General features: G+C 59.3%; 11 protein-coding genes and 1 tRNA gene. 9 read left to right on the top strand and 3 right to left on the bottom strand.

The window, feature by feature from the left end; translation table 11 throughout:
* The first annotated feature begins 128 nt into the window (after nucleotides 1-128).
* From smpB to I2I01_RS11315, 4 genes are all read left to right on the top strand, one after another.
* Nucleotides 129-590, top strand: a complete 462-nt coding sequence (gene smpB / locus I2I01_RS11300) for an SsrA-binding protein SmpB (RefSeq protein ID WP_196286543.1) — start codon at nucleotides 129-131, stop codon at nucleotides 588-590.
* A gap of 92 nt (nucleotides 591-682) precedes the next feature.
* On the top strand, nucleotides 683-1,474 hold the full coding sequence (locus I2I01_RS11305) for a C40 family peptidase (protein ID WP_196286544.1): 792 nt from the start codon (nucleotides 683-685) through the stop codon (nucleotides 1,472-1,474).
* A 290-nt stretch (nucleotides 1,475-1,764) separates the two neighbouring features.
* Nucleotides 1,765-2,256, top strand: coding sequence for an HNH endonuclease (locus I2I01_RS11310; RefSeq protein ID WP_196286545.1), 492 nt, complete (start codon nucleotides 1,765-1,767; stop codon nucleotides 2,254-2,256).
* A gap of 61 nt (nucleotides 2,257-2,317) precedes the next feature.
* Nucleotides 2,318-3,385, top strand: a complete 1,068-nt coding sequence (locus tag I2I01_RS11315) for a fatty acid desaturase family protein (RefSeq protein WP_196286546.1) — start codon at nucleotides 2,318-2,320, stop codon at nucleotides 3,383-3,385.
* 69 nt (nucleotides 3,386-3,454) lie between these two features.
* Here the strand turns inward: I2I01_RS11315 and I2I01_RS11320 are convergent, their stop codons facing one another.
* Together I2I01_RS11320 and I2I01_RS11325 are read right to left on the bottom strand one after the other, a co-directional pair.
* A complete protein-coding gene (locus I2I01_RS11320) occupies nucleotides 3,455-4,291 on the bottom strand; it encodes an alpha/beta fold hydrolase (protein WP_196286547.1) in 837 nt (278 codons plus the stop codon).
* A 156-nt stretch (nucleotides 4,292-4,447) separates the two neighbouring features.
* Nucleotides 4,448-5,005, bottom strand: a complete 558-nt coding sequence (locus I2I01_RS11325) for a hypothetical protein (RefSeq protein ID WP_196286548.1) — start codon at nucleotides 5,003-5,005, stop codon at nucleotides 4,448-4,450.
* 188 nt (nucleotides 5,006-5,193) lie between these two features.
* On the opposite strand from I2I01_RS11325, the gene rpsA reads away from it, so the two are divergent.
* The 5 genes from rpsA (at nucleotide 5,194) to I2I01_RS23415 (ending at nucleotide 11,967) form a co-directional block, all read left to right on the top strand.
* Entirely contained in the window at nucleotides 5,194-7,119 is a 1,926-nt protein-coding gene (gene rpsA / locus I2I01_RS11330) for a 30S ribosomal protein S1 (protein ID WP_196286549.1), read from the top strand.
* A 141-nt stretch (nucleotides 7,120-7,260) separates the two neighbouring features.
* Nucleotides 7,261-7,331, top strand: a tRNA-Cys gene (locus I2I01_RS11335).
* A gap of 161 nt (nucleotides 7,332-7,492) precedes the next feature.
* A complete protein-coding gene (cphA, locus tag I2I01_RS11340; protein ID WP_196286550.1) occupies nucleotides 7,493-10,135 on the top strand; it encodes a cyanophycin synthetase in 2,643 nt (880 codons plus the stop codon).
* Between the two features lie 91 nt (nucleotides 10,136-10,226).
* Nucleotides 10,227-11,201, top strand: a complete 975-nt coding sequence (locus I2I01_RS11345) for a hypothetical protein (protein ID WP_196286551.1) — start codon at nucleotides 10,227-10,229, stop codon at nucleotides 11,199-11,201.
* Nucleotides 11,202-11,835: 634 nt separating this feature from the next.
* The gene (locus I2I01_RS23415; protein WP_262895438.1) at nucleotides 11,836-11,967 is read left to right on the top strand and encodes a hypothetical protein; all 132 of its coding nucleotides are present in this window, start codon (nucleotides 11,836-11,838) and stop codon (nucleotides 11,965-11,967) included.
* Between the two features lie 142 nt (nucleotides 11,968-12,109).
* Here the strand turns inward: I2I01_RS23415 and I2I01_RS11350 are convergent, their stop codons facing one another.
* On the bottom strand, nucleotides 12,110-13,060 hold the full coding sequence (locus I2I01_RS11350; protein ID WP_196286552.1) for a hypothetical protein: 951 nt from the start codon (nucleotides 13,058-13,060) through the stop codon (nucleotides 12,110-12,112).
* Nucleotides 13,061-13,175 lie beyond the last annotated feature (115 nt).

Raw genomic sequence — 13,175 nt, forward strand, 5'->3', positions numbered from 1 at the left:
GTGGAGATGCTTTGGCTGCGCTCAGCATGACGTTCTGTTTAAAGCATCTGGCCTTTGAATAAGGCTACCTTTACCGCCTCCTTCTGTGTTGGTTCAGCAACCAACAACGCGTACCGACAACCAGCCCAATGGCCAAGAAAGACGATAAACCTGCCATCATCAACATCAAAAACCGCCGCGCCAGCCACGAATACACCTTCTTGGCCAAGTACGACGCGGGCGTGATGCTGCAGGGCACCGAGATAAAAAGCATCCGCGAAGGCAACGTGAACCTGAGCGACGGCTATTGCACCTTCGACCACCGCGGCGACCTGTGGATTCATAGTATTCGCATCGCGCCCTATTCTTTAGGTACTTACAACAACCACGACGCCATGCGCGCCCGCAAGCTGCTGCTCAACAAGCGCGAACTGAAGCAGCTGGCTGGCAAGAGCACCGACCAGGGCCTTACCATCATCCCCCTGCGCCTGTTCGTGACGGACCGCGGCTTTGCCAAAATTGAAATCGCCCTCGCCCAGGGCAAAAAGCTCTACGACAAGCGCAACGACCTCAAAGAAAAAGCCCAAAAGCGCGACATGGAACGCATGTAAGAGCAACGCCTGTCATTGCGAGCGCAGCGAAGCAATGACAGGCGTTGCCGTACTTTGCATCCACCACACCACCAATCCATCAACCCACCAAATTGAATCCCGGCATCTGCGCCCTGAGCGCCGTCCCCGTTCGCGCCGAGCCCAACGACCGGGCCGAACTCGTCACCCAGCTGCTGTTTGGCGAGTGCTATCAAATTTTGGTCACCGAAGGCAACTGGCTGCAAATTCAGCTCGCCGCCGATGACTACGTGGGCTGGATGGACATCAAGCAGCACACGCCCGTGACGCCGGAATACCTGGCGGCCTGGAAGGCGCAGGACCACCCCCGCGCCCTCGACGTGGTGCAGGCCGTGAGCGACGCTACTACCAAAATTCCGCTCACGCTGGGCTGCCGCCTGCCGTTTTTCGACGGCATGAACGTGCGCATCGGCGAGCGTACCTACTTCTATAACGGCACTGCCACCAACCCCACCGCCGCGCCCGACCCAGCCCGCCAAGCCGCCCTCTTGCGCAAAATGGCCCTGGTGTACCTGAAAGCCCCCTACGTGTGGGGCGGCAAAAGCGTATTTGGCCTCGACTGCTCCGGCCTGTGCCAGCAGCTCTACGGCCTGGTTGGCATTCAACTCCCGCGCGATGCCCGTCAGCAGATTGACCACGGCCGCACCGTCGATTTTGTAACCCAGGCCCGTCCCGGCGACCTCGCCTTCTTCGACAACGCCGAGGGCCGTATCGTGCACGTGGGCATGGTGCTCGACGAAGGCCAGATTCTGCACGCCCACGGCGAAGTCCGCCTCGACCCGCTCGACCACAACGGCATCTTCAACCGCGACCGGCAGCGGTACAGCCACAAGCTGCGGCTCATCAAGCGCCTGCTGCCAGAGTAGGGGAGAAGCCCGCGCCTGTCATTGCGAGGGCGCAGCCCGTGGCAATCCGTCCTGTCAAAACCAGACACGCCCTTTTACCAGAAAGCCCCGGCACTACGTTGTGCTGGGGCTTTGTGTATCCAAAAAGCTTTATCACAACTCAGGGTTAGTCGCGGTTGAGAGGACGGATTGCCGCGCTGCGCTCGCAATGACAAAGCCGACCCACGCTGCGCTGAACTTAACCCCGCCGCGCTTGTTTATCTAATCGGAAACCGCTAGCTTTCGGCGGGTTACCCGAGCCCCAAGCGTGTATGGACCAAAAAGTATTAGTGCTGAATGGCGACTATACCGCCATCACCCTGTGCAGCGTGCAGAAGGCGTTTGTGCTCCTGTTTCTCGACAAAGCCGAGATGGTGGCCAAATCCGACGGCTCGCTCCGCACCATTTCGCAAGCCTACCCCAAGCCGAGCATCATCCGCTTGCAGCGCTACGTGCGCGTGCCCTACAAAGGCATTGCCCTGAGCCGCCACAACATCTTCAAGCGCGACCATTTCGAGTGCCAGTACTGCGGCTCGACCAAAAACCTGACGCTCGACCACGTAATGCCCCGCTCACGCGGTGGCGAATCTTCGTGGACCAACCTGCTCACGGCCTGCGCCCGCTGCAACCACGCCAAAGGCCACCACACCCCCAACGAGGCCGGTATGACCATTCGGCAAATGCCCAAAAAGCCCACCCTGGCAGGCTTTCTCAAGCTCTCGGCCGGCACTATTGACCAGAACTGGCACGCCTATCTGAATTAAGTTCGGGCCGGTGGGGTTGAAGGGAAGTACATTCGTGCTTTATCTCCCCCTCATCTTGCCTATGGCCCTTCCCCGCTTCGCCGCCACCCGCTCGTTTCACACCGAGCTCAAAACCCGTATAAATCACTATTTCGAGGAATCGGGGCAGCGAATGACTGGGGACGCCAAACTCATCTTCAAGGGCGCGTTGCTCGTGGGTTTGATGGCAGGACTCTACACCCACCTGGTGTTCTTCACGCCGGCCTGGGGCTGGGCCCTGCTGGAATGCGCCGTGCTGGGCTGCGTCATTGCCGCCATCGGCTTCAACGTGATGCACGACGGCGCCCACGGCAGCTTCTCGCGCTTTGCCTGGGTAAACAAGCTGGCCGCCTACACGCTGGGTGTGCTCGGCGGCAGCCCGTTCATGTGGAACTCCAAGCACAACCTCATCCACCACACCTACACCAACATCGAGGGGCACGACGACGACATCAACATCCAGCCCTGGATGCGCATGGCCACCGAGCAGCCCAAGCACGCGCTGCACCGCTACCAGCACCTGTATTTCTGGTTCTTGTACTGCATGCTGTACATCTCCTGGATTTTTGTGATGGACTACCAGAAGTACTTCACCCGCCAAATCGGTGCCATCGGCCTCAAAGAAATGAACACCGGCGAGCACGTAAGCTTCTGGAGCTTCAAAGCGGTGAACCTGCTGCTCTACGTGGCCCTGCCCATCTACGTGGTCGGCTTCCTGCCCTGGCTCACGGGCTTTCTGGTGAGCACCGCCGTGGCTGGCTTCGTGCTGAGTATGGTATTCCAGCTGGCCCACACCGTAGAGCACGCGGCCTTCCCCGTGCCCTGCCCCACCACCCACAAGCTGGAAGATGAATGGGCCATTCACCAAGTGCGCACCACGGCCAACTTCGCCACCAACAACAAAGTCATCAGCTGGCTGGTGGGCGGCCTCAATTTCCAGATTGAGCACCACTTGTTCCCGAAAATCTCGCACGTGCACTACCCCGCCATCAGCAAAATCGTGCAGCAGGTGTGCGCCGAGTTCGACATTACCTACAACAACTACGCCCGCACCCGCTACGCAGTGGCTTCCCACGTTGGCTTTCTCCGCCAGATGGGCCGCGCGGCTTAGTTGGTTCTAACAATAAAAAAGCCCCGGCGCCATAGCGCCGGGGCTTTTTTGTGTCATGTTCTAAACGCTCTACCGCCCCACAAACGACAGCAAATCCGTCGTTAGTTGGTCTTTGTCGGTGAAGAACAAGCCGTGCGGTGCGCCCTTGTACACCTTCAGCTCCGCGCCCGGCACCATCTTGGCCGTGCGCTCGCCGCTGGCCTCGAAAGGCACCGTAGCGTCCTTGTCGCCGTGAATCACCAGCGTGGGGACCTTGATGCCCTGCAGGTCGGCCCGGAAATCGGTGGCGCTGAAGGCCGTCACGCAGTCGCGGGTGGCGTTGGGCGCGGCCAGCGAGGTCACCGTGAAATTCCAGTCGAGCACGGCCTGGCTCACCGGGTGGCTAATCATGCCCACGCCGTAGAAGCCCTTGGCGAAGGTTTGCAGGAAGTCGAACCGGTCTTTCTTGATGCCGTCCTGCATTTGGTCGAACACCGACTGCGGCACACCCTCGGGGTTGTTGTCGGTTTTGAGCAGGAAGGGCGGCACGGCACTCACGAAGGCCACGCGGGCAATACGGGCGTCGCCGTAGGTGCCGAGGTAGCGGGCAATTTCGCCGCCACCCATCGAGAAGCCCACCAGCGTTACCTGGTTCAGGTCCAGCTCTTCAAGCAGGGCGTTGAGGTCGGCGGCCAGCGTGTCGTAGTCGTAGCCCGTCCAGGGGCGTGAGGAGCGGCCGAACCCGCGCCGGTCGTAGGCAATGACGCGCAGGCCAGCTTTGGCCAGCCCAATGGCCTGGTGCTCCCACATGGTGTGGTCGAGCGGCCAGCCGTGGATAAGCACCACCGGGGCGCCCTGCCCCCAGTCTTCGTAGAAGATATTAACCGGATGCCCGGCCGTGTCGTTGCCTGCTTTGATATAAGCCATGCGTGAAAGGAGTTTTGGGGTGAATAGTTACCGTTCTCCTTACGGGCGTGGCATTGTGCGGGGTTTGGCGGGGTAGTGTTAAGATTGTGGCTTTTGACGAAGGCGCATAGGTTGCAACCGTTCCTCGGATTGCCTACGTGCTCCAGCTTGAAGAAGCTACTTGGTGCGTTGTTGCGAGAGGCGCTTTTGCCAAGGCCGAACCATTCCGGTCACCCCGTCGGCAACGGCGACTGGAAGGATGGGATGGGCCATGTATGAATTCCCCATTAGGGTATTGAAGTGGCTCTCTCCCAACAGCGTTTTATTCGGCAGATTGATGATTTGCATGCGCGTCCAAGAATTGAAGCGCGGGGTATTGCCTATCATTCCATAGAATTTCAACATCAGTTCTGCATGAACTACTGCTTGGAATTTGTCGCCATTTAGGGCCGCATTGTTGGCGTTGTCCATATTCGCCATAAAAGTGTTGACATCGCCAAGGTATTGCACCTGCCAACCCGTAGTGGCTTGCAGTTCCTTTGCCAACGCTTTCACGAACAAACTATCAGCTTCCTGACCAGCAAACCCTGGCGGCATGTCAACCTTGGTCGTGACCAATGCCACGCGGGTGATAGCCGGCAACGTGCCGGCATCGGCAAACCGGGTTTTGGTGCCAAATGCAGCGCAACCGGACAACAGCCCAAGGCAAAACAGACAGTATAGAAATTTTATCATGAACGCAGCGAAGAAGGCAAGCACAAGTATACTGCTAAAGTGCTAGCATTCCTGCCCTTAAACCCGTACCTTTGCGGCCCCGCCAAGGTGGCGGGCCTTGCGCCCTAACGGCAAAAGGTTCAAAAGCAACGGCGTAGCAGCCCGGGCTTCGGCCGCTGCGCTTTTACAGTGAAGCCCAAAGCGTATTTATGGCAACTGAATTAGTTGACGATTTTGATTGGGACAACGTTGGAGCAACCGGCTTCGGCGGCAACTATTCTTCGGACCAGCGTGCTGAGATGGAGAAAATGTACGGCGACACCCTGACCACCGTACAGGAAGAAGAAGTAGTGAAAGGCACCGTGGTAGGCATCACCGACCGCGACGTTATCCTGAACATCGGCTTCAAATCCGACGGCCTCGTGGCCCTGACCGAATTCCGCGACCTGCCCGACCTGAAAATCGGGGACGAGGTGGAGGTGTTCATCGAAGACCAGGAAGACCAGAACGGCCAGCTCATCCTGAGCCGCAAAAAGGCTAAAATCAAGCAGGCCTGGAAGGCTATTTACGATGCCCTCGAGCTGGATACCATCCTCGAAGGTGTGGTGAAGCGTCGCACCAAAGGCGGCCTCATCATGGAGCTCGACGGCGTGGAAGCCTTCCTGCCCGGCTCGCAAATCGACGTGAAGCCCATCCGCGACTTCGACATTTATGTTGGCCGTCGCATGGAAGTGAAAGTGGTGAAAATCAATTCCGCTTTCGACAACGTCGTGGTTTCGCACAAAGTACTCATCGAGAAAGACCTCGAGAAGCAGCGTGAGGCCATCCTGAACAACCTCGAGAAAGGTCAGATTCTGGAAGGCAACATCAAGAACATGACCAACTTCGGCGTGTTCATCGACCTCGGCGGTGTCGACGGTCTGCTGCACATCACGGACATCTCGTGGGGCCGCATCGCTCACCCGAGCGAAGTGCTGACCCTGGACCAGAAGCTGAACATCGTGGTTCTGGACTTCGACGAAGCCAAGAAGCGTATTTCGCTGGGTCTGAAGCAGCTGACGCCCCACCCGTGGGATTCGCTGCCGGCCGACCTGCAGCCGGGTTCCAAAGTATCGGGTCGCATCGTGAACGTGGCCGATTACGGCGCTTTCATGGAAGTGGTACCCGGTGTGGAAGGCCTCATCCACGTATCGGAAATGAGCTGGAGCCAGCACCTGCGCAACCCGCAGGACTTCATCAAGCAGGGCGACACGGTGGAAGCGCAGATTCTGACGCTCGACCGCGAAGACCGCAAGATGAGCCTCGGCATCAAGCAGCTGACCGAAGACCCGTGGACCCGTGGCGACTTCGCCACCACCTACGCCGTGGGCACCAAGCACAGCGGCACCGTGCGTAACCTGACCAACTTCGGCCTGTTCGTAGAACTGGAAGAAGGTGTGGACGGCCTCGTGCACGTGTCGGACCTGAGCTGGACCAAGAAAATCAAACACCCCTCCGAAATGGTGAAGGTGGGCGACAAGCTCGACGTAGTGGTACTGGAGCTGGACCTGGGCGCCCGTCGCCTGGCCCTGGGCCACAAGCAGCTGGAAGAAAACCCCTGGGATACCTTCCAGACGGTGTTCACCCCCGGCTCGGTGCACAAGGCTACCATCACCGAGAAGTCGGAGCGTGGCGCGGTACTCGAACTGCCTTACGGCATCGAGGGCTTCGCTTACCCCAAATCTTTGGTGAAAGAGGATGGCTCGAACGCTGAGAACGGTGAGTCGCTCGACTTCCGCGTAACGGAGTTCTCGAAGGACGACCGCCGCATTGTGCTCTCGCACACGGCCGTGTTCAACAAGGAAGCCGCCGCTGAGGACGACAGCCGCAACGCCAAGTTCAAGAAGAAGGCCGGCAACGCCAAAGGCGGTGAAGCCCAAGGCGAAGGCAAGCTCAGCGACATCAAGAAGGAAGAGAAGTCGACCCTCGGCGACCTCGACGCCCTGAGCGCCCTGCGCGACCAAATGGCTGGTGCCGAGCGCAAAGCCGGTGAGCAGAAGCTCGCCGCCAACGCCAAGGCCAAGCAGGACGCCGAAGTGCCCGCCGCTGGCGATGACAACGAGCAAGCCCTGGAAGACGGCGCTGCTGCTCAGTAATTACCGCTGACGCCTGAAGCCTAATCCGCTTTAGGTAAGCACCTAAAAGCCCCGATGCGTAAAGTGTCGGGGCTTTTTTTGCTCCAACCCTTGCCCACGCCAAACCCGCTTTCTACCTTTGCGCTCCCAAAAGACCACAACGGTGACGTGACCGAGTGGCTAGGTAGAGGTCTGCAAAACCTCCTACAGCGGTTCGAATCCGCTCGTCACCTCTCTTATTCTCTGTTTCTGAAAGCCCCGATTGCTACACCGCAGTTGGGGCTTTTTTGTGTCCAAAAAGCTGGGGAAAGTTTTCCTGTAGGTTTCGGCTTACATTTCGGCTGCTCATCGAAAATTGCCGTAATTGCTGCGAAAGCGCCTTTTTTCCCGGTTTATGAAGATTATTGACATTCGCACCATGCGCGGGCCCAGCTACTGGTCCGTGAAACACACCAAGCTCATTGTCACGAAAGTGGATTTGGAGGAATTTGCGGGCACATGGTCCAACGGCATCCCGGATTTTCCGGCGAGGTTTATGGAGCTGTTTCCCAAGATTGGGCAGCCGCAGCCGGGCGGCATCAGCGGCAGCGGGCGCAACTCGCCCAAGCACGCGCCGCTGGACGAGGACCAACTGAACGACGGCGAGCCGCTGGGGCACGTCATTCAGCACGTGGCCCTGGAGCTGCAACGCATGGCGGGCATGCCCGTGTACTGGGGCAAGAGCTATCCGGCGCGCGACGAAGGCGTAGAGTTTGTGGTATTTGCCTACCAGGAGGAGCGGGCCGGCCGCCGCGCCGCCGAAGCCGCCGTGGAAATTGTGGAAGCCCTGTGCAAACAGGAGCCGGTGAACCTCAAGCCCATCATCGACGAGCTGCACGAAATCCGGGAAGATGAGTTCATCGGGCCGAGCACCTATAGCATTGTGGCCGAGGCCGCTTCGCGCAACATTCCTTACATCGCGCTTAAAAACAGCAATATCATCCAGCTGGGCTACGGCGTGAACCAGAAACGCATCTGGGCCACCACCACCAGCTTTACCTCGCACGCCGGAGTGGAGGTGGCTGGCAATAAGAACCGCACCAAAGCCATGCTCAACGATGCGGGCGTGCCCGTGCCGCGTGGCACCACGGTGTACTCGGAAAACGGCCTGCGCGACGCCATTGATGAGCTGGGCTTTCCCATTGTGACCAAACCGCTTGACGGCAACCACGGCAAGGGCGCTACCATCCGCATCATGAACTGGGAAGATGCCGCCGCCGGTCTCAAGGCCGCGCAGGAGTACTCCCGCGCTGTGATTGTGGAGCAGTTCATCGAGGGCTTCGACTTCCGCCTGCTGGTGGTGAACGGCAAGCTGATTGCGGCGGCCAAGCGCACGCCCGCTGCCGTGACTGGCGACGGCGCAAGCACCATTCAGCAACTCATCGACAAGGTGAACGAGGACCCTCGCCGCGGCATCGGCCACGAAAAGGTGCTCACGAGCATCAAGGCCGATAAGCACACGCTCGACATCCTAGCCAGCAAGGACCTGACGCTGGAATCGGTGCTGCCGGCCGGGGAAACGCTCTACCTCAAGAGCACGGCCAACATCAGCACCGGCGGCACGGCCTCCGACGTGACCGACCAGATGCACCCCTACAACGTGCTGCTGGCCGAGCGCGTGGCCGGTATCGTGGGGCTCGACATTTGCGGCATCGACCTGATGGCCACCGACATTGCCGTGCCGCTCAACGAGAGCCGCGGCGCCGTAATTGAAGTGAACGCCGCGCCGGGCTTCCGTATGCACATTTCGCCGGCCGATGGCTTGCCGCGCAACGTGGCTGCGCCCGTGGTGGATATGCTGTTTCCGCCCGGCAGCACGGCCCGCATTCCCATTATTGCCATCACGGGCACCAACGGCAAGACGACCACCACGCGCCTCATTGCGCACATGGTGGCCAGCAAGGGCTACAAGGTGGGCTTCACCACCACCGATGGCATCTACATCCAAGGCGTGCAACTGCAAAAGGGCGACTGCACCGGCGGCCAAAGCGCCGAGTTTGTGCTGAAAGACCCCACCGTGAACTACGCCGTGCTTGAAACCGCCCGCGGCGGTATGCTGCGCTCAGGCCTGGGCTTTCATACCTGCGACATTGCGGTGGTGACCAACGTGGCTGCCGACCACCTGGGCTTGCGCGACATCTACACCGTGGAGGAAATGGCGGCCGTGAAGGGCGTGCTGCCCCGCACGGTGCGCAAAAACGGCTGGGCCGTGCTCAACGCCGACGACGACCTGGTGTACGCCATGGCCCGCACCGTGGACTGCCGGGTAGCCCTGTTCAGCATGCGCGACGATAACCCGCGCATTCAGGAGCACGTGGAGGCGGGCGGCGTGGCCGCCGTGTACGAGGAAGGCTACGTTACCATCTACCGCAACAGCTACAAGCTGCGCATCGACCGCGCCGCCGAATTCCCGGTGACGCTGGGCGGGCGCGCCGGTTTTAACATCGAGAACAGCCTGGCGGCGGCGCTGGCGGGCTACCTGGCCGGGTTCGATAAAGACGAAATCAAGACGGCGCTGCGCACCTTCATCCCGTCGGCCACTAAAACGCCGGGCCGGATGAACATCTACAAATTCCCGGACTTCGAAGTCGTGGTGGACTACGCCCACAACACGGCCGGTATCACCAAGTTTGCCGAGTTCATGGACGCCACGCCAGCCACCCACAAAATCGGCATCGTGTCGGGCCTGGGCGACCGCCGCGACGAGGACACGCTGGGTTTTGCCCGCATCGCCGGCCGCATCTTCGACGAGGTGATTTTGCGCCAGGACCGGGACTTGCGCGGCAAGTCGGCCGAGTTCCTGCGCGACATTATGGAGCGCGGCCTGCGCCTCGATAAGCCGGACCTGAAAATCACCTACATCGAACACGAGCCCGACGCCATCGACTACCTGCTGCGGCACACGCCGCAGGGCGGGGTAGGCGTCATCTTCACCGAGAACATCAGCGCCACGCTGGCCAAGCTGGATGAGTTCGAGAAGACAAGCGCGGTAAGCTAAAGGCCGCTGAGAATTAGCATGGAAGAGGGAGTGGGAGTAGTCCGGCTCCCTCTTTTTATATTGTCTTCTGTTTGAAACTTTCCTTTCCTATATGGTCAACTTTTCCGTTTTACCATCCGTCGTGCTGGTTCGTGTACTGGCGGTTTTGATTCTTTTGACGCTACGCCTGTCGGCAGCAGCCCAGGCACCAGCGTGGCAGTCGGCGCAGACGGTAGCGGTGGCAATAGCGGCGGCGCCAGGCGGTAGTTCGGCCGTACAAGCTACGGCTGTCGATGCAGCGGGAAATGTATACCTAGCTGGGTACTTTACAAATACGGTAGTGCTGGGAACTACCACCCTCACCAGCCTCGGCAGCTATGATATATTCGTGGCCAAGTTCAGCCCAATTAGCAACCAGTTCGTGTGGGCCCAGCGGGCGGGCGGCACAGGCGGCGACTTAGCTTTCGCCCTTGCCGTGAGCGGAACCAGCGTGTACATAGCCGGCAATATCCATAGCCCCACGGTGAATTTCGGCTCCACTACCATTGCCAGCCCGGGTTCTACCAGCAGCGGGTTTGTCGCCAAACTCGAGGAAGCCGGCAACACAGGCAACTTTATTTGGGGCCAACCAATCGGCAGCACGAATGACGTTACTGTCAAAACGCTGGCCGCTAGTGGCACCAGTGTTTACGTGGCAGGGGGCTTTGCTGGGACTACGGCATCCTTCGGTGCCATTACCCTCACCAATTTCGACACTTCGGGCTCGTATAGTGAAGACGGATTTGTGGCCAAACTTACTGACGCGGGCAGCACAAGCAGCTTTGTATGGGCCCAGCAGGTGGGCGGCGTGCGTTCAGACCGCGCTAATGCACTGGCTGTAAGCGGCGGTAGCGTGTATGTGGGTGGAGGTTTTGATAGCCTTACGGCAAGCTTTGGCGCCATCACATTGAATAATACACCTAGCAGCGTTGCACTCTTTGGCGATGTGTTTGTAGCCAAACTTTTAGATGCAGGCAGCACAAGCAGTTTTGTATGGGCCAAACGCGCCGGTGGGCTGGGGGGGAAAGCGTTGCCGCACTGGCGGTGAATGGCGCCAATGTATACATAACTGGGCCCTTTGGGGGACCGTCCAATAACACTACGGCCAGCTTTAACTCCACCACGCTGACCAGTGCAGGTGCCAATGATGTGTTTGTAGCCAAACTCACGGACACGGGCGCTACTGGGGATTTTATGTGGGCGCAACGGGTTGGCGGCACGGGTGGCGATGAAGCGTGGGCTTTAGTGGTGAGCGGCGGTAGCATATACATAGCAGGTTCCTTTGCACGTACGGCAAACTTTGGTGCGGCTAACCTGACCAGTGCCGGCTCTTCCGATGTATTTGTAGCAAAACTCACGGATATGGGAGCTACCGGTAACATCGCCTGGGCGCAACGGGCAGGTAGCCCGGGCTTCGACCCCGCATTAGCGTTGACCTTGAGTGGCACTAGCTTGTATGTTGCAGGATATATTCAGGGTCCCACGGCTGATTTTGGTGCCCTTACTGTATCAATCCCCAACACGATGCCCGGCTTCTTGGCCTCCATCACCGACCCCACCCTCACAGCCACCGTCCCCGGCCGTGTCCCGGTGCCCGCGCAGCTCTTTCCCAACCCCGCCCGCCACACGGCCACCTTGGCCTGCCCGCCAACACCGCGCCCGCGCCGCTCACCCTCACCGATGTGTTGGGCCGCCCTGTGCGCCGCTACCCCGCCCCGGCTGGCCCCGAAACCACCCTCGACCTGCGCGACCTGCCCGCCGGCCTCTACCTGCTGCGCGGCGCCGGCCCGGACCAGCGCTTGGCGGTGGAGTAGGAGAGAAACCACAAGACACAAAAAAGCCGCTTCAGTTGCTGAAGCGGCTTTTTTGTTGCTATCGAAAAGTTCGGTTTCAGGCGTTAGGCGCCGGTCGAATCCGTTCTTATCCGTTAAATCTGCGAAAATCTGCGGTTCAGACCTATTTCAGCGTGAAGGTGGTTTTGCCCATCAGCTGGCCGCTTTCGTACAGCTCCACCGTGTGCTGGCCCTTCTTGTAGTCGGCGCCTTTGGCATAGATGAACTCCAGCTTCTGCTTGCTGTTGTCGAACACCACGTCCTGTTTCTGGGTGTAGAATGCCTCTTGGCCGTCCACGGTGAAAGTGCCGCCGCCCGTGCTCAGGTTGTAGAGGGCGGCGCCATCGGGCTCCAGAATGCGCATGTAAATGGCCTTGGTCTCTTTGGGCGACACGTCGTTGCGGGCCAGGTTGAAGGTCACCTTCACCTTTTCCACGCGCTTGGCCTTGAATTCTTCTTTGTCGTCCTCTTTTTCCTTGTTCTTGGAAGTGATGATGGCCACTTTGATGTTCTCGGACTGCAGGCGTGAAGCCACGCCTACTTTCTCGGCCAGCTCCTTGTTGCTGCGCACCACCGTGCTGATGGTATCGGTCAAGCGGTTTTGCTTTTCCTTCAGGGTGGTGGTTTCGGTGTAGAGGGTTTCGTTGTCCTTCTTCAGCTGGGCAATGTCGTCGTCCTTCTTGCGCAGTTGGCCTTCCAAGTTCTGGGCGCGCTGCTGGAAAAGCTTCTGCTGGGCCAGCGAGAAGCTGCCGGCTTTGAAGGAGCGCAGCTTCAGCAGGTCGGCGTTCACGGCGGCAATCTTGGCCGTGAGCGAGTCGTTGCTCAGGCCCAGGGCTTGCAGCTCCTGGCTTTGGCGCTCAAAATCAGCCTTTAAGGCTTCGTATTGCTTGATTTGTTCCTGCAGCTTGCTGTCTTTGGCCTGCACTTCGGTGGTCAGGGCTTCGTTTTGCTGGCCTTTTTGCTGGTTGAGGTAGAACAGAACCCCGTTGATGCCAAGCAGCACCAGCACGAGGGCTACCCAGAGCAGGACGCGGCTATTATTGGAGCGGGGTTCGGGCGTTTCGTTGGGGTCCATGCGGGAATTGGTTAAGCGAGAAAAGCGGAGGAAAAGCGCGGTGCCTGCCGCAGCGCGGCCCGTACCTTTGGGCGTAAAAATAGGGGACTTCCGGCCCCGGGCAAGTTTCTACTAT

It is taken from the genome of Hymenobacter properus (assembly GCF_015694735.1).
Lineage (GTDB): Bacteria > Bacteroidota > Bacteroidia > Cytophagales > Hymenobacteraceae > Hymenobacter > Hymenobacter properus.

Bases quoted from the DNA above. Each gene is read 5' to 3' on its own strand.
- smpB (WP_196286543.1), top strand. From the start codon at position 129: ATGGCCAAGAAAGACGATAAACCTGCCATCATCAACATCAAAAACCGC.
- I2I01_RS11310 (WP_196286545.1), top strand. From the start codon at position 1,765: ATGGACCAAAAAGTATTAGTGCTGAATGGCGACTATACCGCCATCACC.
- I2I01_RS11315 (WP_196286546.1), top strand. From the start codon at position 2,318: ATGGCCCTTCCCCGCTTCGCCGCCACCCGCTCGTTTCACACCGAGCTC.
- I2I01_RS11320 (WP_196286547.1), bottom strand. From the start codon at position 4,291: ATGGCTTATATCAAAGCAGGCAACGACACGGCCGGGCATCCGGTTAAT.
- I2I01_RS11325 (WP_196286548.1), bottom strand. From the start codon at position 5,005: ATGATAAAATTTCTATACTGTCTGTTTTGCCTTGGGCTGTTGTCCGGT.
- rpsA (WP_196286549.1), top strand. From the start codon at position 5,194: ATGGCAACTGAATTAGTTGACGATTTTGATTGGGACAACGTTGGAGCA.
- cphA (WP_196286550.1), top strand. From the start codon at position 7,493: ATGAAGATTATTGACATTCGCACCATGCGCGGGCCCAGCTACTGGTCC.
- I2I01_RS11345 (WP_196286551.1), top strand. From the start codon at position 10,227: ATGGTCAACTTTTCCGTTTTACCATCCGTCGTGCTGGTTCGTGTACTG.
- I2I01_RS11350 (WP_196286552.1), bottom strand. From the start codon at position 13,060: ATGGACCCCAACGAAACGCCCGAACCCCGCTCCAATAATAGCCGCGTC.